Consider the following 24164-nt stretch of genomic DNA (forward strand, 5'->3'; position numbering starts at 1 on the left):
GGAATTTAAGATGTGCTGCCGATAACACCGACTGAGTTGTTCAAAGCCCTGGCCGATGAAACCCGCGTGCGCCTGATTCAGCTGCTGGTGAGTGAAGGTGAGCTGTGTGTCTGTGAGCTGACTGCGGCTCTGGATGAGAGTCAGCCGAAGATTTCCCGCCACCTAGCGTTATTGCGCAGCAGCGGGTTGCTGGCGGATCGGCGTGCCGGTCAGTGGGTGTATTACCGCCTGCACCCCCAACTGCCTGATTGGGTTACGCCACTATTGGCGCAGTTGCTGGTGGCGGATGCGCCATCGCTGTCGCTTGACAGCCAGCGTTTGCAGGGTATGCGTAACCGCCCCGCACGCCCGTTGAACTGTGGCTGAGCAGGAGATGCGCCGGATGTCGCCTGTTCTACTTAGTCCCCCGTTGTCTTTCAACCATCAGAGGTGAGCATGCTCAACACCCTTGGGCTGTTCGCCCTGACTGCATTGGCCGAGATCATCGGCTGCTACCTGCCGTACCTGTGGCTCAAGCAGGGCAAGAGCATCTGGCTGCTGGTGCCGGCCGCCGCCGCGCTGGCGCTGTTCGCCTGGCTGCTGACCCTGCACCCCACCGCCGCCGGGCGGGTGTATGCCGCTTATGGCGGGGTCTATGTGGCCACCGCCATTGTCTGGCTATGGCTGGTGGATGGCATCCGTCCGACCCACTGGGACCTGCTGGGCGCGGCTGTGGCCATGCTCGGTATGGCGATCATCATGTTTGCGCCGCGCAATATTTAATCCGTTCAACGAGAGAGTCTGTCCATGGCTATCAAGGTAGGTATCAACGGTTTTGGTCGTATCGGTCGTCTGGCGCTGCGTGCGGCCTGGGGCTGGCCGGAACTGGAGTTTGTGCAGATCAATGATCCGGCCGGCGATGCGCCGACTCACGCGCATCTGCTGAATTTCGACTCGGTGCACGGCCGCTGGCAGCACGAGGCGAGCAGTGAGGGCGAGTGCATCCTGATTGACGGCAAACGTATCCAGGTCACGGCCAACAAGACCATCGCCGATACCGACTGGAGCGGCTGCGATCTGGTGATCGAGGCCAGCGGCAAAATGAAAACCGTCGCCGTGCTACAGGCCTATCTCGATCAAGGCGTAAAGCGCGTGGTGGTTTGTGCGCCGGTAAAAGAGCCGGGCGCGCTGAATATCGTCATGGGCGTTAACCAGCAGCTGTTCGACCCGGCGCAGCACCGCATCGTCACGGCGGCGTCCTGCACCACCAACTGCCTGGCTCCGGTGGTCAAGGTGATCCACGAGAGCCTCGGTATTCGCCACGGCTCGATCACCACCATCCACGACCTGACCAACACCCAGAGCATCCTCGATACGCCGCACAAGGACCTGCGTCGCGCCCGCGCCAGCGGCATGAGCCTGATTCCCACCAGCACCGGTTCGGCCACGGCGATTGCCGAGATCTTCCCCGAGCTGAGCGGCAAGCTGAATGGCCACGCTGTACGCGTACCGCTGGCCAACGCCTCGCTGACCGATTGCGTATTTGAAGTGGAGCGCGCCACTACTGTGGAGGAAGTCAACGCACTGCTGAAAGCTGCCGCTGACGGGCCGCTGGCCGGGATTCTTGGTTATGAGGAACGTCCGCTCGTATCCATCGACTACCGCACCGATCCACGCTCCTCGATTATCGATGCGCTGTCGACCATGGTGGTGGGCGGCACCCAGGTGAAGCTCTACGCCTGGTACGACAACGAATGGGGCTACGCCAACCGCGCGGTGGAATTGGCGCGGATGGTGAGTGCAGCCGATTGATCCGTAGGGTGGATGACGCCTTTTTCATCCACCTTGGTTATCTGGTGGATGGGTAAAGCACCATCCACCCTACGGTCTGATCAGGAGATCAGCACATGCACGCCTTATCCCGCCTAGGCCCCGAAGTGCGCCAATACCTGCTGGTCACCGGCAACTACTGGGCTTTCACCCTGACCGACGGCGCGCTGCGCATGTTGGTGGTGCTGCATTTTCATAGCCTGGGTTACACGCCGCTGCAGATCGCTGCGCTGTTTCTGTTCTATGAGATTTTCGGCGTGGTCACCAACCTGGTCGGTGGCTACCTGGGCGCACGGCTGGGGCTTAATCGCACCATGAATATCGGCCTGGGCCTGCAGGTGGCGGCCTTGCTGATGCTCACGGTGCCTGCGGCCTGGCTGACCATCCCCTGGGTGATGGGCGCCCAGGCCTTGTCCGGTATCGCCAAAGACTTGAACAAGATGAGCGCGAAGAGCTCGATCAAGCTGCTGGTGCCGGACAGTCAGCAGGGAACTTTGTACAAGTGGGTGGCGATCCTTACCGGCTCGAAGAATGCGCTCAAGGGCGTGGGTTTCTTTATGGGCGGCGCGTTGCTGGCGCTGCTCGGCTTTACCGGTGCGGTATTGGCCATGGCCGCCGTGCTGGCGCTGATCTGGCTGGCCAGTCTGTTGCTGCTGAAGAAGGATCTAGGCAAGGCGAAAGCCAAGCCGAAGTTTCGCGACATGCTGTCCAAGAGCCGGGCGATCAACCTGCTTTCGGCCGCGCGGCTTTTCCTGTTCGGCGCCCGCGATGTGTGGTTTGTGGTGGCGTTGCCGGTGTACCTGGCAAGCAGTTTTGGCTGGGATTTCTGGTTGGTCGGCGGCTTTCTCGCCGCCTGGGTGATCGGCTACGGCATGGTGCAGTCCTTCGCCCCAGCGCTCACCAGTAGGTTCAGTGGCAAGGGCAGCGGCCAGTTGCCGGATGGCCGCGCGGCATTCGCCTGGGCTGCCGTGCTGGCAGGGTTGCCCGCCGCAATTGCCCTGGGTCTGAACAGTGATTTATCCGCGCAGTGGGTCTTGCTCGGCGGACTGCTGCTGTTTGGCGCGCTGTTTGCGGTGAACTCCTCATTGCACAGCTACCTGATCGTCAGCTACGCCAAGGCAGACGGCGTGTCGCTGGATGTTGGCTTCTATTACATGTCCAACGCCCTCGGCCGGCTGATCGGCACGCTGCTCTCGGGCTGGGTTTATCAGGCCTATGGCCTGCAAGCCTGCCTGTGGGTGTCCTCGGCTTTTGTCCTGCTGGCGGCAGTGATTTCCATTGGTTTGCCTAGGCATTCAAAGGAGGTTGACAGGTAGGTTGGGTTGAGGCGCGCAGCGCAGAAGCCCAACGGTGTGTGCCGATTTCTGTTGGGCTTCGCTGCGCTCAACGCCAACCTGCCCCGCTTATGGCACTCAACTGGTATCGGCTTTTTTAGCGTTGCGCTGCGACGGCCAGCAGTGTGGCCGCCAAAGATGGTAGACCCTAAAAAGCGCAAGTTTATGCAAGAGCGCCAGGGCTGATCAGGCGCAGACTCTCAACCATCTACCGGGAGTCTGTTGATGAATCTGTCGCTCTATCTGCTTACCGTACTGATCTGGGGCACCACCTGGATCGCCCTCAAACTGCAATTGGGCGAGGTGGCAATTGCCGCCTCCATTGCCTATCGCTTTGCCCTGGCCGCGGCAGTGCTGTTCGCCATCCTGCTGCTGAGCGGCCGCCTGCAGAAACTCGACACGCGCGGTCAGCTGATCTGCCTGGTGCAGGGCCTGTGTCTGTTCTGCCTGAACTTTATGTGCTTCTACACCGCCAGCCAGTGGATCCCCAGCGGCCTGGTGGCGGTGATTTTCTCCACTGCCACGTTGTGGAATGCGCTCAATGCGCGGCTGTTCTTCAAGCAGCAGATCGCCGCCAATGTGCTGGCCGGTGGCGCGCTGGGCCTTGGCGGCCTGGCGCTGTTGTTCTGGCCGGAACTGGCCGGGCAGGAAGCCAGCCATGAAACCCTGCTGGGCATCGGCTTGGCATTGCTCGGTACCCTGTGCTTCTCCGCCGGCAATATGCTCTCCAGTCTGCAGCAGAAGGCCGGGCTCAAACCGCTGACCACCAACGCCTGGGGCATGCTGTATGGCGCGCTGATGCTGGTGGCGATCTGTCTGGTCAGTGGCACGCCGTTCGGCTTCGAGTGGAACACCCGTTATATCGGCACCTTGCTGTACCTGGCGATTCCCGGCTCGGTGATCGGCTTTACCGCCTACCTGACGCTAGTCGGGCGCATGGGGCCGGAGCGCGCGGCTTACTGCACCGTGCTGTTCCCGGTGGTCGCGCTGAATATCTCGGTGTTTGCCGAGGGCTACCAGTGGACCGCGCCGGCGCTATTCGGCCTGCTGCTGGTGATGCTCGGTAACGTGCTGGTATTCCGTAAACCCAAAGCCATACCGATAGCCGTGGCGCGCGAGGCCTAGACGCGTAGGGTGGATGACGCTTTTATCATCCACCATCGGATCGTAGCGGGTGGATGGGTGAAGCGTCTTCCACCCCACGAACGGCCCTGGCCGCCAAGGGTTAACTCGGCCACTTCCAAGCTGGTTCATCGAGCATGCCCTGGCCCTGGATTACAGTTTGTCCCAGCTGTTTTTCCAGGACGATGGCGTTGCACTCGGGGTGCTGTTCCAGAGTGGCGATCAACCGGCTGGCGTGGGACACCACCCACACCTGGGTATGTTGCGAGGCGGCGATAATCAGCCGGCCGAGGGCGGGCAGCAGATCCGGGTGCAGGCTGGTTTCCGGTTCGTTCAGCACCATCAGTGAGGGTGGCCTTGGCGTGAGTAGGGCGGCGACCAGCAGCAGGTAGCGCAGGGTGCCGTCCGACAGTTCGCTGGCCGACAACGGTCTTAGCAAGCCCTCCTGGCGTAACTCCACGACAAAGCGCCCGCCTTGCTGAAAGTCGATGCGCAGACGAGTACCGGGGAAGGCGTCGCTGATGGCTGCATCCAGTGCAGCGGCATCGCCGATTTCGCGAATGGTCTGTAACGCTGCCGCCAAGTCACGACCGTCGTGATGCAAAACCGGCGTACGGGTACCCAGCTGCGGTTGGCGCGCGGACGCTTCGGCATCGCTGCGAAAGTGATCGTAGAAGCGCCAGCGGCGGATATGTTCGCGCAGGTGGGAGACTTCCGGGCAGGCGGGATCATTGCCGATCTGCTCATACAGGCTGTCGAAGCTCGGCAGATGCTGGGCCATCACCTGCCAGTTGCGCCCCTCGCGCATACGCACCATCGGTCCGGCGCGATCCACCAGCAGCGAGGCGGGGCGAAAGCTGCCTCCGGCCCAGATGCATTCGCGCTTGATCTCGGGGTCCAGGGCGAAGGCACTGGGAATATCGCGACTCTCGCCGGAGTTGGACTCCGGCAGCCCGAGGGAAATGGCATAGCTGAAATCATCACCGGCAAAACCCAGGCGCAGGCGCCTGACCTCCTTGCGCGGGCCGCCCTGTACCGGCACCTCGCCGCTGAGCATGCGCCGGCTGAGGGTTTCCGGCCCGGCCCAGAAGGTTGAGTCCAGCCCGCCCTCACGGGCCAGGGCATTGACCACGCCGCCCTGCGCGGTTTCCGCGAGCAGGCGCAGGGCGCGATAGAGGTTGGATTTGCCGCTGCCATTGGCCCCGGTGACCAGATTGAGCCGGCCCAATGGCAGCACCAGATTATTGATTGAGCGGTAGTTGGCGACGGCAAGGGTGTGCAGCATGGGTGTCGTCCTGACGATTGATTAATGGATGCTGGCAGCATGTAGGGTGGATGACGCTCTTTTTATCCACCAGTGAGGCCGTGAATGGTGGATGGGTAAAGCGCCATCCACCCTACAAGAGCGTTCAAAATAACCCCAACTGCCCGCCGATCAGCGTGGCGAAATCATCCTCGACAAACGGCAGGATGGCGTCAGCCACCGGTTGCAGTTGGCGGCTCAGGTAGTGGTCGTAGTCGATGACGGCGCTGCGTGCTTCCAGAGGTTGTGGGCCGGCGCTGGTGATCACATAGCTGATCCAGCCGCCACGCTGGTATTGCAGCGGGCGGCCGTGCGCGGCGTTGAACTCATCGGCCAGGCGCGCGGCGCGCACATGGGGCGGTACGTTGCGTTCGTAATCGGTGAGCAGGCGGCGCAGGCGCTTGCGGTAAACCAGCAGCTCGTCCAGTTCGCCATTCAGGGTGCGGCTGACGTAGTCACGCACATAGTCCTGATAGGGCTGTCCGAGAAAGATGCGCTCATACAGCTCGCGCTGGAACTGCTGGGCCAGCGGCGACCAGTCGCTGCGCACGGTTTCCAGGCCCTTGAAGACCATCTTGTGGCTGCCGTCGGCCTGGCTGACCAGGCCGGCGTAGCGCTTCTTGCTGCCTTCCTCGGTACCTCGGATGGTCGGCATCAGAAAGCGCCGGTAGTGGGTTTCGAACTGCAGCTCCAGGGCACTTTCCAGGCCGTACTTATCTTTTAGATGCTCACGCCACCAGGCATTGACCTTGGCCACCAGCGCGCGGCCAATCTGTGCTGCGTCTTCCTCCCCATGGGGGCGTTTAAGCCAGACGAAGGTGGAGTCGGTGTCGCCGTAGATCACTGCATAACCCTCGGCCTCGATCAGCGCACGGGTGCGGGCCATGATCTCGTGGCCGCGCAGGGTGATGGAGGAGGCCAGGCGCGTGTCGAAGAAGCGGCAGCCACTGGAGCCGAGCACGCCGTAGAAGGCGTTCATGATGATCTTCAGCGCTTGCGACAGCGGTGCGTTGTGCTCGCGCTTGGCGGCCTCACGGCCCTGCCACACCCGCTCGACAATCGCCGGCAGGCAGTGCTGAGTACGGGAGAAACGCGCCCCGCGAAAGCCTGGCACCGAATGCGCGTCGTCCGGTTGACGCAGGCCTTCGATCAGCCCCACCGGGTCGATCAGAAAGCTGCGGATAATCGACGGATACAGGCTCTTGTAATCCAGCACCAGCACAGACTCATACAGCCCCGGCTGCGATTCCATAACAAAACCGCCTGGGCTGGCTTGCGGCGGGTTGTCGCCGAGGTTCGGCGCGACAAAGCCACGGCGGTGCATCAGCGGCATATACAGGTGCTCGAAGGCCGCCACCGAGCCGCCGTTGCGATCAGCCGGCAGGCCGGTGACCGTGGCGCGTTCCAGCAGAAAGTCGAGGATCGCGGTCTTGGCGAAGATCCGCGTGACCAGCTCGCAGTCGCGCAGGTTGTAGCGCGCCAGGGCCGGTTTGTCTTCGCGGAACATGCGGTCGATTTCGTCCATGCGCTGGTAGGGCGTGGAGATATCCTTGCCTTCGCCGAGCAGGCTTTGCGCGACGTTCTCCAGGCTGAACGAGGGGAAGCTCCAGGTTGCCGAGCGCAGCGCCTCGATACCGTCGATGATCAAGCGGCCGGCCGCGTCGGCAAAGAAGTGGCCGTTACCGCTGCCGTGCTCGCGCCACTGCATCTCGCTGCCATCGCGGCCCAAACGCAGGGGGATGGCCAGGTTGCGCGCGTGTTCGTGCAGCATACGCAGGTCGAACTGCACCAGGTTCCAGCCGATAAGAGCATCAGGATCATGTTCAGCCATCCACTGGTTCAGGCATTCGAGCAGCTCGCCACGGCTGGCGCAGTACTCCAGCTGAAAATCCACCGCTGGCGGCTGTTCCGGCGTACGGCCGAGCATATACACGTTGCGCTGGCCGCAGCCTTCAATGGCGATGGAGTACAGCTCACCAAAGGCATTGGTTTCGATGTCCAGCGAGGCCAGCTTGAGCGTCGGGCGGTAATCCTCACAGGGCTTGATCTGCGCCTCCAGCAGCAGGGCCGGCTTGGCCATATCGGGCGTGCCGGTGAACTGCACGGGCGCGGTGATAAAGCGTTCCATCAGGTAGCGCTCGGGCGGGCGTACATCGGCCTCATACACCTCGACGCCGGCGCGGCGCAGCAGCTTGCTGATGTCGATCAGCTGGTGATGCTGCTGGCAATACAGCCCCAGCACCGGGCGCAGGTGAAAGTCCTTGAGGCCCAGCGGCCGCAGCTCGACACCGCGTTTGCCCGCCAGCAGCGCCTGCGCCTGCTCGCGTTGCCCAGCCGGAATAAATGCCACCGAGGTTTGCAGTGGCAGACGCAGCAGGCGCGGACCGTGGTCGGTGGCCAACCAGAACTCCACCTGCGTGCCGGCCGGCGTATCACGCCAGTGTCGGGTCAGCAGAAAGCCCTGTTGTAAGTCCACCGCGTTGCTCTCACATCATTTTTGATCGGCCAATTCTACGCGGGCTTTTGTCTGTATGCCTATACAGTGCTCTGGCGACTGCCAAGCGGGCACAGACAAATCGGCTATTCCGAGTAAAATGCTCGGCCTGATTGACTGCCCGATACCCAGACCATGTCCCTGCCCAAGCACCACCTCGAACTGTTAAGCCCGGCGCGCGATACCGCGATTGCCAAGGAAGCCATTCTGCACGGCGCCGATGCCGTGTATATCGGCGGCCCAGGCTTTGGGGCGCGGCACAACGCCAGCAACAGCGTGGCCGATATTGCCGAGCTGGTGCAGTTTGCCCACCTGTTCCATGCGCGGGTGTTTGTCACCCTCAACACCATCCTGCATGAGGATGAGCTGGAGCCGGCGCGGCAGATGATCTGGCAGCTCTACGAGGCGGGCATCGATGCGCTGATCGTGCAGGACATGGGCGTGATGGAAATGGACCTGCCGCCGATCGAGATCCATGCCAGTACCCAGTGCGATATCCGCACCCTGGAGAAAGCCCGCTTCCTTGATAACGCCGGCTTCTCCCAGCTGGTGCTGGCCCGCGAACTGAATCTGCAAGAGATCAACAACATCTGCCGCAACGTCGATTCGGCGGTGGAGTTCTTTATCCACGGCGCGCTCTGTGTGGCGTTCTCCGGGCAGTGCAACATCTCCCACGCGCAGACCGGCCGCAGCGCCAACCGTGGTGACTGCTCGCAAGCCTGCCGCCTGCCATACACCCTGAAAGACGATCAGGGCCGCGTGGTGGCGTTTGACAAGCACCTGCTGTCGATGAAGGACAACAACCAGACCGACAACCTGATTCATCTGGTCGATGCCGGCGTGCGCTCGTTCAAGATCGAAGGGCGCTACAAGGACATGAGCTACGTGAAGAACATCACCGCGCATTACCGCCGCGAGCTGGATGCGATTCTCGAACAGCGCCCGCACCTGGCCCGCGCGTCCAGCGGCCGTACCGAGCACTTCTTCACCCCGGACACCGACAAGACCTTCCACCGTGGCAGCACCGATTACTTCGTCACCGACCGCAAGGTGGACATCGGTGCGTTCGACTCGCCGACCTTTACCGGGCTCTCTGTTGGCTATGTGGAGAAAGTCGGCAAGCGTGATCTGATTGCCGTCACCGATACGCCGCTGTCCAACGGCGATGGCCTTAACGTGCTGATCAAGCGCGAAGTGGTGGGTTTTCGTGCGAATATCGCCGAGCTTAAAGGCGAGTTCGAGGAAGACGGCGCGAAGCGCTACCGCTACCGCGTCGAGCCCAATGAGATGCCCGAGGCCATGCACCGCGTGCGCCCGCAGCATCCGCTCAATCGCAACCTCGACCATAACTGGCAGCAGGCCCTGCTCAAGACCTCATCCGAGCGACGGATTGCGGTCAGCTGGCAGCTCGCCATGCAGGGCGAGCAGTTGAACCTGAGCGTCACCAGCGCTGACGGCATCAGTGCCAGCGTCAGCCTAGCCGGCCCGTTCGCCGCCGCCAAGGATGCCGAACAGGCCCGTGAACAACTGGCCGATGGCCTGAGCAAGCTGGGTACCACCATCTACTACAGCAGCGGCGCGCAGATCGATTGCGAGGTCGTGCCCTTTATCCCCGGCTCGCAACTCAAGGCCCTGCGCCGCGAAGCCATCGAGGCGCTGACCCAGGCCCGCGTCGCCGCTCACCCGCGTGGCGGGCGCAAGCCGGTCAGCGTGCCGCCGCCGGTGTACCCGGAATCGCACCTGACCTTCCTCGCCAACGTCTACAACGACAAGGCCCGCACCTTCTACAAGCGTTACGGTGTGCAACTGATCGACGCCGCCTACGAGGCCCACGAAGAGGCGGGTGATGTACCGGTGATGATCACTAAGCATTGCCTGCGCTTCTCCTTCAACCTCTGCCCCAAGCAGGCCAAGGGCGTTACCGGCGTGCGCACCAAGGTGTCGGACATGCAGCTGATCCATCAGGATGAAGTGCTGACCCTGAAGTTCGACTGCAAGCCCTGCGAGATGCATATCATCGGCAAGATGAAGGGTCATATCCTGCATCAGCCGCAGCCGGGCAGCGCCCAGAGCAAGGGCGGCGCGGTGGGTTATATCACCCCGGAAGATTTGCTCAAGACCATCAAACGCTAGGGCGAGCGGGGCTCGTCCTGCGGTTTGCCAAAGCGCTCCGCGAACAACAGCCAGGCCATTAGCGGATAACAGAAATAATGCAGGCCAAAGATCAGCAGCCCCATGGGGCTGGGTTCGTCCTGCAACGTCATCATCGCCAGTAGCCCCAGATAAAGCAGGGCCAGGATGCCGCCGTAGAGCGCTAGCAGGCGGCGACGTTCGCCTTGCCGGGGACGGCGTTGGTTGCGCCAGATAAACCACAGGGCCATGCCCGCGGCCACGACGCTGGCAATCAGCAGGGTCGCGAGTGGCCCGCCGAGTTTGACCCAGGTGCGCAGCAGCAGGTTGAGCGCGATCACCGCCAGCACACCAGCCAGGGCCAGGCGGGTGACCGGAACGCTGTTGGGGCTTGGTTCGCGCATGGGGTGTGCTCCTAGAGGCTGCGGTTTAGGCCGAAGCGTTTTTTCAGTACGGCTTCGAGCAGCCGCTTAGGCAGCAGGGCAGCGATCAGCGGCATGCTGCGGCTGCCATTGCCCAGGCGCACCAGGTTTGGCCGGGGTTTGCTTTGCACGGCGGCAAGCAGGTTACGGGCAAAGTGGCTGGAGGGGGTGGGGTTGTCCTGCGAGGCGTTGGCGCGGGCACGGATGCCGTCGCGGATCGGCCACCAGGGCGAGGCTTCGTCGATCAGCTGCTCGGCCTGCTGGCTGGCGTTGGCGCCGAAGCTGGAGGCAATGGCGCCGGGCTGCACTTCCATCACCTCGATGGCGAAGGGCGCCAGCTCCAGGCGCAGGGCATCGGTCAGTGCATGCACGGCGGCCTTGGAAGCACAGTAGGCGCCAGCGAAGGGGGTGACCAGCACACCCGAGACGCTGCCGATATTCACCACCAGGCCCTTGTTCTGCCGCAGCAGCGGGAACAGCGCGCGGGTTACGCCGATCAGCGAGAACACGTTGGTTTCGAATTGCTTGCGCATGGCTTCGACGCCGCCATCGAGCAGCGGGCCCATGGCACCGTAGCCGGCATTGTTGATCAGCACATCGAGGCAGCCAATTTCGGCTTTCAGGCGTTCTGCCAGTTGGCCCAGCCCCAGACCATCGTTGACGTCCAGTTGCACGGCGTGAAAGCCCGCTTCGCTCAGTGCTGAGAGGTCTTCGGCTTTGCGCGCGGTGGCCCAGACCTGATAACCGGCTTGTTGAAACACCTCGGCCAGGGCGCGGCCAATACCGCTGGAACATCCGGTGATCAGTACGCTGGGCTGGGTCATGCGGCTTTCCTTGTCGTTCTAATGGGGGCAAATATCAGCGGCTAAAGCTGCCTTGCAGGCGCTCGGCGCGAAACTCCAGCGTACTGGCGCGGTAACCGCTGCGCAGGGTTGGCAAGGGCAAGCAGGTTTGCCAGTCGGCGCCGGGCAGCAATTCGCCAGGGCCGCTGTACCGCGGGGTTTCATACAGGCGCTCGGCCAGGTTGATGCTGTCGCCGGGGCGGTAGGCGGCGATCTGCCAATGCAGCTCAAGCAGTGCGGCTTCGCTGCCGTTCTTCAGGTTCAGGACCAGCGGACGATCTGCCGGGCAGCGGTCCGGCGCGTAGTCGAGGCGTAACTCGAGGTGGGCCAGCTGGCGACCAGGCCCAGGCCGATCAGCGCGCCGAGAGAGATCGGCAGGGCCTTGCTCGGGTAGCGGATCAGCAAGATCAGCCAGCTCAGTACCAGGATTGCACCGAATAACATGGGGATAGATGGCCTTGGTCGATAAACAGACGTTCATCCTACACAAGGCCGGGCGGCTGGGTACATGCTTTGGCCCGCCAGCCCATGTGCAGGGCTGGCGGTTGTGCATCAACCGGCTGCGAGACTCAGCTTGGCGGTCTGGCTGCGGCCGTAGACATCATCCAGACGCTGGATATCGTCCTCACCCAGGTAACTGCCCGATTGCACTTCGATGATCTCCAGGGGGATCTTGCCGGGGTTGCTCAGACGGTGCACCGAGGTCATGGGGATGTAGGTGGACTGGTTTTCGGTGAGCAGGAACACCTTGTCATCGCAGGTCACCTCGGCGGTGCCGGATACCACGATCCAGTGCTCAGCGCGGTGGTGGTGCATCTGCAGGGAGAGGGTGGCGCCGGGGTTGACCGTGATGTGCTTGACCTGGAAGCGCCCGCCCATGTCCACCGAGTCATAGGAGCCCCACGGGCGATAGACCTGACAGTGGTTCTGGGTTTCGCTGCGCTCGTCGGCATCAAGCTGGTTGACCATGGCCTTGACGTCCTGCACGCGGTCCTTGTGCACGATCATGGTGGCGTCCTTGGTTTCCACCACCACGATGTCCTGCACGCCGATCACCGAGACCAGCTTGCCGTTGCCGTGCACCAGGCAGTTGTGGCTGTCATGCACTACTACATCGCCGGACAGCACGTTGCCTTGGGCGTCCTTGGGGTGTACGTCCCAGATCGAGGACCAACTGCCAACATCGTTCCAACCTGCATCCAGTGGTACTACGCAGGCGCGGGTGGTTTTTTCCATCACCGTGTAGTCGATGGAATTGTCCGGGCAGCAGGCGAAGGTGGCGGCATCGATGGTCACCTGGCTGCCATCGATCTGGCTGCGCTCAAGTGCCAGCAGGCAGGTGTCATAGATGTCGGCATCGTGCTTTTTCAGCTCTTCGAGGTAACGGCTGGCGCGGAACAGAAACATGCCGCTGTTCCAGTAGTAGTCGCCGCTGGCAACAAACTCGCGGGCACGGTCCTCGTCAGGTTTTTCGACAAATTGCGCAACGCGGATGATGCCTTCGGGCAAGGCCGGGTCTGCCACTGACTTGATATAGCCATAGCCGGTTTCCGGGCGACTGGCGGGGATGCCGAACAGCATCATTTCGCCTTTTTCCGCCGCGCGGCTGGCGAGTTGCAAGGCGCTCTGGAAGGCCTGTTGATCGGTCAGTACATGGTCGGCAGGGAGGATCAGCAGCAGTTCATCGCGGCCCTCGGCGAGCAGCTGCATGGCGGCGATGGCTACGGCCGGCGCGGTGTTGCGGCCGAAGGGCTCAAGCAGGATGGTCTGGGTTTCCAGCTGCTGGCTGTTGAGCTGTTCCTGGACGATAAAGCGGTGCTCCAGGTTGCACACCAGTACCGGCGCCTGCATGCCGGGGAAGCGCAAACGCTTGATGGTTTGCTGGAACAGCGTGTCGCTGCCGGTGAGTGCGAGAAACTGCTTGGGATACTGCTTGCGCGAGAGCGGCCAGAGTCGTGAACCGCTGCCGCCGGAGAGAATTACTGGAATCATTGCATGTACTCCTAAAGCACTTTTGGTTTGGTTGGGCGGCCGGCCGTGACCGGTTATACCCTGTTGCCCAGGCTGATAAACGGCACTGGGGGATCACTCCAAAACGCCTGCCACTGCAGGCGCTGCTTTGCTGTGCCGGTCATTGCCAGCACTTGTACTTGTCAGGGGTTATTCAGTTCGCGCCGGACGCTTGACCCACACCGGCGAGAGCGCCTTGCCGCTGCCGGTGATGTACAGACACACCACTTCGCCACGGGTCAGGGTGACGGGTTTGAGGTCGCTGACTTTGCGCTCGCCGTCGAACAGCGCCAGGCTGACCTTGACCGGGTTGACTTCGCGTTGGCCGTTGGCGTCCGGCGCTACGGGGTCGACCACCGGTTTGCCGTCGGCGGTTTTCAGGCTGAGGGTGCTGTCCGCGAGGTTTTGCACCCGCAGCAATGCCTTGCGCTTGTTGTTGAAGGGCGCCTCGGCCACCAGCTTGGGCGGTTCGCCGACCTGGCTGACCAGGGTGTAGAACTGCTCGGCTTCGAGTTTTACCGGCAGGCTGCTGCTGCCGACCTGGGCGCTGTAGCTGCCGGCCGGAAGAAAGCTGAAGTCACTGGAGGCCAACGGCGCGATGTCGCTGAGCTCGGTGTTGCCGACGCTGAAGTTTTGTTCGTTATTACTGGCGTTGTAGCCGCGGATAAAGGTCGAGCCCTTGGGGGCGGTTGGCGCGTACAGGCCGCCTTCGCCCGCAGTGGCAGTGAGGCTGGTGAGACTCAGGGCCAGCGCGCAGGCATAGAACATTCCGAAGGTTGAGGTGGGTCTGTGCATGGGTAGAACTCCCTGTGGATGAGTTAACAAAGCGGTACGCAGTACCGCAGTTGCGGCGACAGGCTTTAACGCCTGTCGCTGGCGGCCAGGCGGCGGTTGCCGCTGGGGTGTTTGAGGGCGCTTAACCACTGCGCATCGAAGGCGCTGAGGTCGTTGCTCATGGGCAGGTAACGTTCGGGAAACTCCCAGATCACCAGCTGCGGTGGGGCATCCTTCAGCTCGTCGCTTTGCAGGTACTTGAGCATCGGTACCAATGGGCCCTGGCCATCTTCGGCGTGGTTGCTGAGGTCGCGTTGCAGGTGCTGGCGCAGCGCCCCGGCAAAATTCCAGGCGGGGTTGGCGCTGTAGCTGGTGCCAACCAGCGCCACCGGCATTTCGCTGTCGCTGAACAACGCATCAGCCCCTGAGGCTTGCTCGGCGGCCAGGGTTGTGTGGCGGCGCAGCTGATCGGGGGGCGGCAGCAGGTGGCCGAACAGCGGTTCCAGCGGCAGAAAGCGGGTGAGGTCACCGGGGTAGGGCTTTGCCGGACTGGTTTGGGTGACAAACACCTGCGGCTCGCCCGCCAGGCTGATGGCGCGTTTGAGCGTGCTGCTCAGTTGCTGGGCTACCAGGTCTGCGCCTTCTGGCGTCCAATGGGTGTCGGTACGCAGGAACATGGCGCCGCTGGCTTTGCCGGCCTGCAAGGTGCTGAGCAGATCCGGCGCGGCAATATCGGCGGCGCGCACCTCGTTGAGGAAGTGTTGGTAAAGCCCCTGGCGCAAGCTGCTGGTGAGGTTGTCACCGACAAACTCCGGGTACAGCCGCGACTTGCTCGGCACGATGGCCAGCAGTAACAGCACGTCGCGCTGCGCCAGTTCATCGCGTACACCCTTGATCAGCGCCAGGTTGTCGCGCACCTGTTGGGCGCCGTCGACCTCTGCTTTGAACTCCTCACTCGAGTACAGCCAACCCTGCTCGCCTATCTGTACGCCTGGGCGGCCTTCGTTGAACAGCAGATAGTCCAGGCCGGCCCACAGGCTGGTGCCGAGGGTTTTGATCGGGAAGTGCTCGTCGTAATGGCTTTCGAAGGTCTTCGCCAGGCCACCGTCGATGATGCTGAACTGCTTGGGTAGCTGATAACTCAGTACCGAGCGCATGGACCAGGCAAACAGCAGGCCCAGCACGCCGATAAACAGCGCGACATAGAGTGTGCGTAACGGGCGCGTCATGGTCGGCCTCCTCAGAACTGGAAGTACAGAAACGGCGAGTAGCTTTGCGCCGAGAGCTTGAGCAGCGAGGCGCAGAACAACAGCAGCAAGGCGCCGCGCATCAGGTAACGGGGCAGGGCGATACTCGCGTCGGCAGGCGTCAGCAGCAGTGCGCCGCTGCTGGGTAGCAGGCCGTTGCCAGCGCTTGCCGCACGCTGGCGGTAGAACTGGCGCAGGCCGCAGAAGGCCATCACCGCGTAGGCCAGCAGCAGGGTGGCGATCTGCAGATCACTGATGCTGGCGCGGTTCAGCTCACTCAATGTCCAGGCCTGGCTGCTGAACATCGCCGGGCTGAACAGGGCGCTGTACATGCGCCAGGCCACGTCGAGGTTCTCGGCGCGGAAGATCACCCAGCCGAGCATCACTAGGAGGAAAGTGAACAGCCACTTCAGCGGGTTGATCAGCGTGGGTGCGGCGTTCACCCCCAGCGCTCGCTCGATGGCCAGCCACATGCCGTGCCACGCCCCCCAGAGCAGGAACGTCCAGTTGGCGCCGTGCCAGAAGCCGCCCAGCAGCATGGTCAGAAACAGGTTGCGGTAGGTGTTGAAGGTGCCGCCACGGTTGCCGCCCAGCGGCACGTAGAGGTAGTCGCGCAGCCAGGTGGACAGGCTGATGTGCCAGCGGCGCCAGAACTCGGTGATCGATTGACTGATATAGGGCTGGTTGAAGTTTTCCATAAAGCGGAAACCCATCATCAGACCCAGGCCTATGGCCATGTCGCTGTAGCCGGAGAAGTCGAAATACAGCTGCGCGGTGTAGGCCAGCATGCCCAGCCAGGCGTCGCCGGTGCTGGGGTTCTGCAGGGCGAAGATATGGTCAACCAGCGGTGCCAGGCTGTCGGCGATAAACACCTTCTTGACGAAGCCCTGCATAAAGCGCGTGGCGCCTTCGCTGAATTTGTCGAGGCTGTGGCTGCGCTCGGTGAACTGGTCGGCCAGATCCTTGTAGCGCAGCACGGGCCCGGCAATCAGCTGCGGGAACAGGGCGATAAAGGCGGCGAAGTTGATCAGGTTTTCTGTGGGTTTGGTGTCGCCGCGGTACACGTCGATCAGGTAGCTGAGCGACTGGAATATATAGAAGGAAATACCGATCGGCAGGATCACATGGGTCAGCAGGAACGGCTCCAGGCCGGCCGCTTCCATCACCTTGTTGATGTTCGCCACACCGAAGTTGGCGTACTTGAAATAGCCCAGAGTCGCCAGGTTGCCGACGATCCCCCACAGCACCCAGCGCTGCGCCGCCTTGGACCTGACACCCGCCTGATAGATACGCAGGCCGAAGATGTAATTCCACAGGGTGACTGCGACAAACAGCAGGAGGAAATCCACCCGCCACCAGGCATAGAAGGCGTAGCTGCCGATCAGGATCAGCAGGTTGCGATAGCGATTACTGCTCAGGTAGTACAGGCCGAGAAAAATCGGCAGAAACAGGAACAGGAATACGTTGGATGAAAACACCATCCGTAGATCTCCGTTGAGTAGCCACTCTTCCGGGGCTCGCAAGCCCCCCTTTCCCCCCGCGAGCGAGAGACTTGTTTCACCCCGTCAGCGGACGGGTTTACCGACGTAGTCGCGTCTGGGCTAAACGCTTAGCCCGCTACGCGAATCAGCTGCCTTTGGCGTGCTTGGGTTCGAATAGCTGGCTGACGTTGCCGCCGAGGCGGAAGGTGTTGAACGGGCCCATCTGCGCCTTGTAGTCCTCGGCGTTGGCCGAGCAGCGGTAGAGCGTGCAATAGGGCGCGAGCCAGGCGTATTTGTTGGGTTTTTTCAGCTCGTCCATGTCCTGTTTCTCACCGGTTTTGCGGGCGAAGTCGTCCGGGTCATCCGCGCCGCTCAGCACCCGTTCGGCCAGACGCTGTAGGGCGCCGTGGTTTTCTGCGCGCAGGTCGACGCCGTTGGCCTGGGCGAAGGCGGCGATCATCACCAGCGGCGGCAGGCTGTAGTTGTGGTAGGCCAGGGCGCGCTGGCTGCGTTTCAGCTCGTTGGGCAGGTAGCCGTCGGCATCGACCTGGTTGGCGCCGATGCGAAACTGCGCCACGGCCCAGTCGAACAGGTCGCGGCGATCGGTGGCGATGGCGGTGGCCATCACCGACCAGGCGGACCAGTAGCTGTGGTTGTTGATCTTTTTCAGCGGCAGGTCGCTCCAGTCCTGCACGGTGTGCTCGGCCAGTGTGCTGAACCAGGCTTCGATGCGCTGGGTTTGCGGCGTATAAGCGGCCAGTGGCTGCGACGCGGAAAACTTCAGGCGCAGGTAGGCCGAGGCCAGGCTGCCCAGTGCCCATTTGCGCACCGATTTACCGGTGTGGTTGTACTCGCTGCTGAGCAGGGCGTCGGCTTCGGCCCAGTCGTTCAGCCACTGCAGCGCGCAGGTGAGCTGCGCCGGCTGGCCATCGCGCAGGTACTGGGTGACCTGCTGGCTGACCCCGCGCTCCAGCTCGGTGATGGCGGCGGTTTTGTGGCGAAAGGCCCTTTCTGAATCGAGATTAAGGGTGGCGCGAGCCTTGCCCGAGCCTTCGTACTTGCTGCGAAATACCAGCTTGTCGGTGTAGGGCGACGGCGTCGCCGGGCAGGCTTGGGCCTTTTTCGCGGTAACCGACACGGGCGCGTAATAGCCCGGCGGCGGCACCAGGCTGGCAGCCAGCAGCGTTTGGCTGCACAGGGCCACGCCGAGTAGGCAGGGCGCGAGGATCCAGCTGGGGCGTGGCATCAAAGCTCCTGGGCGGTTCATCGAGCACGCGCCGTGAGGGTGCTGTCGGTAGCGCTGGGGCGCTTGCACAGCGTGGCTTCGACGCTGAGGTTGGCCGGCATGTCTTCCGGGCTGCGGATGTCCAGGGCGAGCAGGTTGAGGTCGGCCCAGTCGGCGTCGTTGCGCAGTTCGAAGACGTAGCGGCCGTCGGTAGGGGCGCGGTCGCTCTGTTCGAGCTTGAAGTTCTCGCGCCGCCCGGTGAGGTACCAGAGGGTGGCCTGGGCCCGATGCACGCTGGGATCGCTGAAGGTCAGGTCGATCTGGTAGTCACCGCCACGCAGGTCCTGCAGTGGGCTGTGCTCACCGTTGACCAGCACCTGATTGGCGCCTGGCTTGAGGGTGACCTTGTTCTTCATCACCGCCTTGCGCCCCTCGCAGCCGTTGTCCACCAGCGGCACGGCCTGGCGGTAGAAACTTTGCTGCGCGAGGTCGTAATGGGTGGCGAACTCCCAGATCAGAATCTGCGGTGGGTTGTCGTGAAATTCCTGGCTGGTCATGTACTGCAGCAGAGCGCTGTCGAAGCCGCCGCCACTGACTGAGCGGTTGAGCACTTCGGCGCCGCTGTGCTGCTGCAGAAAACCGGCGAAGTTGTATGCCGGGCCGCTGTTGCTGGTGCCGACCAGGGCAATCTGCGGGTCGGCTTCGTCGCCGAACAGGCTGTCGCTGTCGGCCTCGCCCTGTATCGCGGTCTCGAAACGCGGCACGTATTCGGTGGCGTAGCTGGTACCGCAGAAGTGGGCAGCGGTCTTGTGCAGGGTGCCGGCCTTGGGCAGCAGGCCGGTAATGTTGCTTTCAAACTGCTGCTGGGGAATGGCGTCGAACCCGGGGATTTCCTTGAGCGTTGCGGCTACCAGTTTGGCGGTGCGCTCGGCTCCGGCGGGCGTCCAGTGGTGGTCGGCCTTGAAGTAGTAGTCGGTGTCCACGCCCTGTTCATCGAACAGCGGCGACAGGTCGGGGGTCCAGATGCCGGCCTGGCGAAAGCTTGCGATGGCCTTGAGGTAGTTCTGCTTGGCCAGCTCGAAGTTGAACCTGGCCTTTTCCTCTGCTGTGAGTTTTTCCCGGTTGACCAGGCCGCGCGTCGGTTGATAGACGATCAGCAATTCCACGCCTTTGCGCTTGAGCGCATCACGCAGGCGCTTGAACTGCCGGTAGCCGGCGGGCGTGGTGCCAAAATCGGTGCGCAGGTCATAACGGCTGCGAAACAGCCAGTCACCTTCGCCCTGCACTAGGGCGGTGAAAAAACTCAGGTATTTGCTGTTGTACTGGCTGGGGTCCTGGGCGGCGGGGCACAGTGGACCGACCCGTTGCACCTGGTACTGCGGCTCGGCCTGTACGGCAGCGGTGGCACCCAGCAGGGTGCAGGCAAGGGCCAGTTGGCGGAATTTGAAAGGCTGTGTGTTCACGTTGTCGTTCCTCAATCCTGGAGTTCGGCCTGGCGTTCCACGGGGTCGATCAGCACGGCCAGTTGGCGGCGCACCATCAGGTCGAGGATTTCTTCCTGCTTTTCACCGAGGATGCCGCTGAAACTGATGCCGATGCTTTTGCTCGGCGCGAGCATTTCCACGCGGTACAGCTCAACCGACAGTGGCGAGTCGATGGACAGCGGGCCGGAACCGTTGGCCGCCAGGGTGCCGCCGACCACGATCATCGAGACCTCGGTGTCGAAGGGGTCGAGTTGGATATTGCGGTCGGTGTCGGAGAGGTCCTTGATGTGCCCATAGACGCCGGTCAGGCCGTTGGCCGCGGCGACGTTCTCGTACAGACGAATGTTGGTGCTGTTGCGCAGGCGAATGCCGTGGCGGGCATTGTTCAGGACCTGGTTGCCCCAGAGCAGGTTGTCCGAGCTTTCATAGAGGGTGATGCCGTCCGCATGATTGCCATACACCTGGTTGTAGGCCACCAGGTTGTTCACGCTGTTACGGTCGATAACGATGCCGGAGAGCTTGTTGTCATAGCTCTTGTTATTGATGATCCAGCTGTTGTCGACCTCGCGGGAGATGATGATGCCGTGCTTCTTCTGGGTGCCGTGCACGGTGTTCTCAGCGATGATCAGTCCGTGGGAACGGTCGTGCGGGTCGATGCCGTAGACGATGTTGTCGCGGTAGGTGTTGCCCTTGATCACCACGTTTTCGGCTTCATAGCAGTAGAAGCCGTACCAGTGGTCGACGAACTCCGAATCAATCAGCCAGCCAGTCGGTTCCGGGCGTTTCAGGCGGGCCTGCATGCCGGGGGTGTACTGGGTGATGCTGACGCCGTAGGACTTGCTGGTGTTGTAACCCAGACTGGTGAAGACGCTGGCGGCGATATACAGCTCGCTGCCGCCCCAAGAGACCAGAAAGGGGCGGAACTCATCGGCGCTGCGAAAGCTCGCCGGGGCGTTGTCGGCTTCGCGCCAGGCGGTGAGTTTGGTTTCGGTGAAAAACAGCTGACCGTCATTGACCATAAAGCTGCCGCGCTCCTGGGACAGGCGCAGCTCCTGGGTGTCTTTGCCCACGTGCAGGGTCGCGCCCTGCGCCACCACGATGGGCAGGCGCGCCAGGTAGACGCCCGGCTCAACTTCGCTGAACTGATTGTCCGGTAGGCTGCGCGCGAGATCCTTGGGCGTCACATAGCCGCCTTCGATAAAGATCGCATGGGGCATGCCGTTCTGCCGCGTGACCCACTCGCGTATACGCTCGTTGCCGCCAATAAAGTCCTTCAGCGTATCCTGCTGCAGCATGCGCCGCACCACCACCTTGCCGCCGGGGGTGTGCTGGATCTTGGCTTTCACAGCAGCGGTGGTGTAGCCGCTGAGGTCGGGCAGCTGCGGTGGGTCCAGGTGCAATTCGGCGATGGGCGCGCTGGTTACCGTGTAGTTCTGCGTCGGTTTGACTGTTTGCTGGGCTTCGCCTGCCGCTGCCGTGGCTATCCAGGGCGCGGCCGGTTGCAGCGCGCCGAGCAGCAGGCCGCTGCACAGCAGGGCAATGCCGATGGCGCGTTTGAGTGTGCTGGGGCGTGGCGTCATGGCGCGGGGTCCTTAGAATTTCCAGATGACATCGATAAAGGCACGATGCATCAGCGAATCGGTGTCACTGCCGTAGGCGTCGCCGGGTTTGAATACGCCGCCGCGCAAACGCACCAGCGCGGCGGGCTCGTCGATGGCTTCGCTCATCGCCGCAGGCAGCAGGCCTTGTTTGAAGTACTTGGTGACAACCAGATCCAACTCCTGGCCGAGCGCCTTCTCACCGTCCACCAGGGCTACTTGCGGGGCTGGGCTGAGATCGGCGAGTGGGTCATCGAAGCGCGCGTTGATACCGCTGCGGCCGATCTGCTGGTGCGCGTCGACGCGCCAGAAGTGGTGGTAGACCAGGCTGGCGTCGTAGTCGTCGGCCAATTGCCAGGAGCCGAACAGGGTGGCGGCCTGCAGGTTGCTCAGCTCGCCGCGGAAGGCCTCGCCGAAGCGCTGCACACTGCTACGGGTGCCGGTAAAGGTGGAGCGGTTGCTGTGCAGGCCAGTCTGCCGGTAGTTGTCGTTACCCGTGCCGTCTGCATCGCCGCCGCCACTGCCACGGGCGTAGGCCGCACCAATCTGCCAGTGGCGATCAAGGCGCAGACGCAAGCCCAGGTCGGTGGCCCAGGCATTCAGATGAGTGCTGTTCTGACCGCCGGCAACGCTGTCATCCAGGCTGCTGTTGAGGCTGTTGCGCTCGCCCGTCAGCGAGGTGAGGCTGGCCCAGTAGTTGAGGCGCTGCTGGTTGCGAAAGTTGTACGCATCGCTGTGCGCATGCAGGCCCAGCCAGGTGAGGTTGCCGTTGGCGCGTTTGTCCAGGGCGTCGATGGGCTGATTGGGGTCGGCCAGCGAGCCGTCGTCGCGTGAGTGATGCGCGCGAAAACCGAGCCAGTGCCCTGGCTGCCACTGAGCGGCGATATCGCCGTACAGGTGCAGGCGGTCTTCGTCTTCCGGGGCCAGTTCGTCGAGGTCGGTGCGGTACTCACTGAAGCGTTGGGCCGCGCCCAGGCTGGCCTGCAGCAGGGTGGTGTCGAAGGTCCAGTTCAGCGCTTCGATATTGCTGTCGCGCCATTGTCCGTCTTCGTTGTGCAGGCGTTGGCGACCCAGGCGCAGGTGTTCGCCGGGGTAGTCGGTGAGCCCTGCGTAGTCGACCCAGAATTCGCGCAGGGCCAGGTAGTTCTTCTTGCGGGTGCGGCCATCGGTCTGGGCAGATTCCGGCTGGTCTGCGGACGACTCCAGGGTATCGGTCTGGATGATGTCGCTGGCCATTACCGCCTGGCCCATGGCGAAGGCACTCCAGTCACCCCGTTGCGCGCGCAGCCAGGGCCGCAGGTCGAGGGCCATGCCGTTGGCGTCGCCGCCGCCGCGGGTGCCGAGGTCGCGGTCTTCTTCCGATTGCACGGTGATCTTGACGTCGGCACCGAAGTGTTTGGCATCCATCTGCACGGCCCAGGCGGAGCTGGCGCAGAGCATGGACAGGCCAATACCGAGGCTGATCGGGTTGAGCTCTAGCAAGGCAAGGCGCGTCATGGGTTAAGCACCTGTGCCGTGGTTTGCGCTTGCCAGGCTGTGCCGCGCAACTGACGCTCATCGGCCAGCAGCTTGCTGGCCCTGGCGCGTTCGCTGGGGCTCAGTTGCTGTTCGCTGCTGCGCGCCAGCTCGTGAACCTGCGGGGTGTTTTTCGGCAGGGCCAGCTGGCTGAAGACAAAGGCATTGACCGGGTCTGGCTGGATGCCTTTGCCCTGTGAATACATCTGCGCGAGGGCGAAGTCGGCGTTGATCTGGCCGTTGCGCGCGGCGCTGAGCAGGTGATCGAGGGCCTGTTGCGGGTAGATGTCGCCCAGGTAGCCGCGCAGGTAGATCTGGCCGAGAAAGTAATTGGCGCTGGGTTCGCTGGGCGCGGCCTTGCGCAGGTGCTCTTCGGCTTTGTGCGGGTCTTGCGGCAGCAGCTTGCCTTCGTAGTACAGGCGCCCGAGCAGTAGCTCGGCACGCGGCAGGGCGGCGGCGCGGCCTTGTTCGAGGTAGGCGAGCATCTGCTCGATATCACCCAGGGCCGGGTAGTCGTACAGCAGGCGCGCCAGGCTGACCCAGGCGGCGGGGTAGTTCGGCGCAATGGCTTCGAGCATCTCTTGCGCTTGGCTTTCGTCCGGCTTGCCGAGTTCGGCGTCGGTCAGCACCTGGGCCACGGCATCCACCCGTTGCGCAGGGATCGCCGTGCTGTGGTAACCGGCCATCAGGCGTTGGATCAGGGCCTTCTGCTGTTTGCTCTTGCCTTGCTTCTGGTACACGGTGGCCAGCTCGACATAGCAGACATCGGCCTGGCTGATCAGGCCCTGGCAGATCTGTTCGATCTCATCCAGGTGCTGGTCGTAGTTGCCCTGGCTGCGGTACAGCAGGATCTGCGCCAGATCGGCCTGGTTATGGCCTTGTTGGCGCCAGGTGGTGAGGCGTTGTTGTACGTTCATATCGGGATAATCCTGTGGGTATTGCAGGTACAGCATCACCAGCGGTAGCAGGCTGCCGGGTTCTCCCGCTGCGAAGGCCTGCTCCAGTAATTGCGCGGCTTCGTGGCGTTCGGCAGGGCTGGCGGCGGGTTTGCGGGCGAGCAATTTGCCCAGCCGCGCCTGCGCCCGTGGCGAGCCATCGAGGGCGCTGCGGTAGGTCTGCTCGGCTTGCTCCAGGCCGTCTGCGGAGCCGCTGGCCAGTTGCAGGTCGGCCAGGCCGATTTGCGCGTCGACATAGCCCAGCTCGGCCAGCTGGCGGAAGTGCTGCTCGGCGGTGGCGTGGTCGCCCTGCTTCAGCGCTTCCACGGCCAGACGCTGGTCAGGCAGGTTGGCGCAGGCGCTCAGGCCCAGCGCCAGGGTGAGCGTGAGCAGGGGCGTGGCCAGCGGACGGGCGTTGCGGTTCGACATGCGCCTGCTC

19 protein-coding genes and 1 pseudogene are annotated in these 24164 nt (G+C 62.9%); 6 read left to right on the plus strand and 14 right to left on the minus strand.

The genetic code is table 11. The features are described from left to right. Positions 1-12 precede the first annotated feature (12 nt). From ACIN8IBEIGE_RS03025 to ACIN8IBEIGE_RS03045, 5 genes are all read left to right on the plus strand, one after another. Entirely contained in the window at positions 13-366 is a 354-nt protein-coding gene (locus ACIN8IBEIGE_RS03025; protein ID WP_160013355.1) for a metalloregulator ArsR/SmtB family transcription factor, read from the plus strand. 69 nt (positions 367-435) lie between these two features. Next, positions 436-762, plus strand: coding sequence for a YnfA family protein (locus ACIN8IBEIGE_RS03030; protein ID WP_160013356.1), 327 nt, complete (start codon positions 436-438; stop codon positions 760-762). A 24-nt stretch (positions 763-786) separates the two neighbouring features. After that, a complete protein-coding gene (locus ACIN8IBEIGE_RS03035) occupies positions 787-1791 on the plus strand; it encodes an ArsJ-associated glyceraldehyde-3-phosphate dehydrogenase (RefSeq protein ID WP_160013357.1) in 1005 nt (334 codons plus the stop codon). Between the two features lie 95 nt (positions 1792-1886). Beyond that, positions 1887-3125 carry an organoarsenical effux MFS transporter ArsJ gene (arsJ, locus tag ACIN8IBEIGE_RS03040; protein ID WP_160013358.1) on the plus strand — a complete coding sequence of 413 codons (1239 nt, stop codon included), beginning with the start codon at positions 1887-1889 and terminating at the stop codon, positions 3123-3125. 243 nt (positions 3126-3368) lie between these two features. Next, positions 3369-4268: a DMT family transporter gene (locus ACIN8IBEIGE_RS03045; RefSeq protein ID WP_160013359.1), complete on the plus strand. Its 900-nt coding sequence runs from the start codon at positions 3369-3371 to the stop codon at positions 4266-4268. A 100-nt stretch (positions 4269-4368) separates the two neighbouring features. On the opposite strand, the gene ACIN8IBEIGE_RS03050 is transcribed toward ACIN8IBEIGE_RS03045, so the two are convergent. Then, on the minus strand, positions 4369-5550 hold the full coding sequence (locus tag ACIN8IBEIGE_RS03050; protein WP_160013360.1) for an AAA family ATPase: 1182 nt from the start codon (positions 5548-5550) through the stop codon (positions 4369-4371). A 124-nt stretch (positions 5551-5674) separates the two neighbouring features. Continuing rightward, a complete protein-coding gene (locus tag ACIN8IBEIGE_RS03055; protein ID WP_160013361.1) occupies positions 5675-8044 on the minus strand; it encodes a DNA polymerase II in 2370 nt (789 codons plus the stop codon). 153 nt (positions 8045-8197) lie between these two features. On the opposite strand from ACIN8IBEIGE_RS03055, the gene ACIN8IBEIGE_RS03060 reads away from it, so the two are divergent. Next, positions 8198-10195, plus strand: a complete 1998-nt coding sequence (locus ACIN8IBEIGE_RS03060; RefSeq protein WP_160013362.1) for a U32 family peptidase — start codon at positions 8198-8200, stop codon at positions 10193-10195. Here ACIN8IBEIGE_RS03060 and ACIN8IBEIGE_RS03065 read toward each other — a convergent pair. The 12 genes and pseudogenes from ACIN8IBEIGE_RS03065 to algK form a co-directional block, all read right to left on the minus strand. Continuing rightward, entirely contained in the window at positions 10192-10596 is a 405-nt protein-coding gene (locus tag ACIN8IBEIGE_RS03065) for a hypothetical protein (RefSeq protein ID WP_160013363.1), read from the minus strand. The genes ACIN8IBEIGE_RS03060 and ACIN8IBEIGE_RS03065 overlap by 4 nt on opposite strands. 11 nt (positions 10597-10607) lie before the next feature. Next, complete coding sequence (locus tag ACIN8IBEIGE_RS03070) at positions 10608-11438, minus strand: SDR family oxidoreductase (RefSeq protein WP_160013364.1); 831 nt, start codon at positions 11436-11438, stop codon at positions 10608-10610. 34 nt (positions 11439-11472) lie between these two features. Beyond that, positions 11473-11900: pseudogene (locus ACIN8IBEIGE_RS03075) on the minus strand (multidrug transporter). A gap of 108 nt (positions 11901-12008) precedes the next feature. Next, positions 12009-13448, minus strand: coding sequence for a mannose-1-phosphate guanylyltransferase/mannose-6-phosphate isomerase (locus tag ACIN8IBEIGE_RS03080; protein ID WP_160013365.1), 1440 nt, complete (start codon positions 13446-13448; stop codon positions 12009-12011). 168 nt (positions 13449-13616) lie between these two features. Beyond that, positions 13617-14261: an alginate O-acetyltransferase AlgF gene (locus ACIN8IBEIGE_RS03085; RefSeq protein WP_160013366.1), complete on the minus strand. Its 645-nt coding sequence runs from the start codon at positions 14259-14261 to the stop codon at positions 13617-13619. Positions 14262-14326: 65 nt separating this feature from the next. After that, positions 14327-15469, minus strand: a complete 1143-nt coding sequence (locus tag ACIN8IBEIGE_RS03090) for an alginate O-acetyltransferase (RefSeq protein ID WP_160013367.1) — start codon at positions 15467-15469, stop codon at positions 14327-14329. 11 nt (positions 15470-15480) lie between these two features. Next, positions 15481-16968 (minus strand): MBOAT family protein, encoded by a 1488-nt coding sequence (locus ACIN8IBEIGE_RS03095; RefSeq protein WP_160013368.1) that lies wholly within the window; start codon positions 16966-16968, stop codon positions 15481-15483. Positions 16969-17113: 145 nt separating this feature from the next. Further along, a complete protein-coding gene (locus tag ACIN8IBEIGE_RS03100; protein WP_160013369.1) occupies positions 17114-18214 on the minus strand; it encodes a mannuronate-specific alginate lyase in 1101 nt (366 codons plus the stop codon). Positions 18215-18231: 17 nt separating this feature from the next. Continuing rightward, the gene (locus ACIN8IBEIGE_RS03105) at positions 18232-19656 is read right to left on the minus strand and encodes an alginate O-acetyltransferase (RefSeq protein ID WP_160013370.1); all 1425 of its coding nucleotides are present in this window, start codon (positions 19654-19656) and stop codon (positions 18232-18234) included. An 11-nt stretch (positions 19657-19667) separates the two neighbouring features. Then, a complete protein-coding gene (gene algG, locus ACIN8IBEIGE_RS03110; protein WP_160013371.1) occupies positions 19668-21257 on the minus strand; it encodes a mannuronan 5-epimerase AlgG in 1590 nt (529 codons plus the stop codon). Between the two features lie 12 nt (positions 21258-21269). Continuing rightward, the gene (locus ACIN8IBEIGE_RS03115) at positions 21270-22772 is read right to left on the minus strand and encodes an alginate export family protein (protein ID WP_160013372.1); all 1503 of its coding nucleotides are present in this window, start codon (positions 22770-22772) and stop codon (positions 21270-21272) included. After that, positions 22769-24154 (minus strand): alginate biosynthesis TPR repeat lipoprotein AlgK, encoded by a 1386-nt coding sequence (algK, locus tag ACIN8IBEIGE_RS03120; RefSeq protein WP_160013373.1) that lies wholly within the window; start codon positions 24152-24154, stop codon positions 22769-22771. Before algK ends, ACIN8IBEIGE_RS03115 begins: the two co-directional genes overlap by 4 nt. Positions 24155-24164: the final 10 nt, after the last annotated feature.

It is taken from the genome of Pseudomonas sp. 8BK (assembly GCF_902506475.1).
Lineage (GTDB): Bacteria > Pseudomonadota > Gammaproteobacteria > Pseudomonadales > Pseudomonadaceae > Aquipseudomonas > Aquipseudomonas anguilliseptica.

Coding starts and splice junctions, on each gene's coding strand:
- algK (WP_160013373.1), bottom strand. CDS start 24,154: ATGTCGAACCGCAACGCCCGTCCGCTGGCCACGCCCCTGCTCACGCTC.
- ACIN8IBEIGE_RS03045 (WP_160013359.1), top strand. CDS start 3,369: ATGAATCTGTCGCTCTATCTGCTTACCGTACTGATCTGGGGCACCACC.
- ACIN8IBEIGE_RS03085 (WP_160013366.1), bottom strand. CDS start 14,261: ATGCACAGACCCACCTCAACCTTCGGAATGTTCTATGCCTGCGCGCTG.
- ACIN8IBEIGE_RS03080 (WP_160013365.1), bottom strand. CDS start 13,448: ATGATTCCAGTAATTCTCTCCGGCGGCAGCGGTTCACGACTCTGGCCG.
- ACIN8IBEIGE_RS03090 (WP_160013367.1), bottom strand. CDS start 15,469: ATGACGCGCCCGTTACGCACACTCTATGTCGCGCTGTTTATCGGCGTG.
- ACIN8IBEIGE_RS03035 (WP_160013357.1), top strand. CDS start 787: ATGGCTATCAAGGTAGGTATCAACGGTTTTGGTCGTATCGGTCGTCTG.
- arsJ (WP_160013358.1), top strand. CDS start 1,887: ATGCACGCCTTATCCCGCCTAGGCCCCGAAGTGCGCCAATACCTGCTG.
- ACIN8IBEIGE_RS03115 (WP_160013372.1), bottom strand. CDS start 22,772: ATGACGCGCCTTGCCTTGCTAGAGCTCAACCCGATCAGCCTCGGTATT.
- ACIN8IBEIGE_RS03030 (WP_160013356.1), top strand. CDS start 436: ATGCTCAACACCCTTGGGCTGTTCGCCCTGACTGCATTGGCCGAGATC.
- ACIN8IBEIGE_RS03095 (WP_160013368.1), bottom strand. CDS start 16,968: ATGGTGTTTTCATCCAACGTATTCCTGTTCCTGTTTCTGCCGATTTTT.
- ACIN8IBEIGE_RS03050 (WP_160013360.1), bottom strand. CDS start 5,550: ATGCTGCACACCCTTGCCGTCGCCAACTACCGCTCAATCAATAATCTG.
- algG (WP_160013371.1), bottom strand. CDS start 21,257: ATGACGCCACGCCCCAGCACACTCAAACGCGCCATCGGCATTGCCCTG.
- ACIN8IBEIGE_RS03060 (WP_160013362.1), top strand. CDS start 8,198: ATGTCCCTGCCCAAGCACCACCTCGAACTGTTAAGCCCGGCGCGCGAT.
- ACIN8IBEIGE_RS03070 (WP_160013364.1), bottom strand. CDS start 11,438: ATGACCCAGCCCAGCGTACTGATCACCGGATGTTCCAGCGGTATTGGC.
- ACIN8IBEIGE_RS03065 (WP_160013363.1), bottom strand. CDS start 10,596: ATGCGCGAACCAAGCCCCAACAGCGTTCCGGTCACCCGCCTGGCCCTG.
- ACIN8IBEIGE_RS03100 (WP_160013369.1), bottom strand. CDS start 18,214: ATGCCACGCCCCAGCTGGATCCTCGCGCCCTGCCTACTCGGCGTGGCC.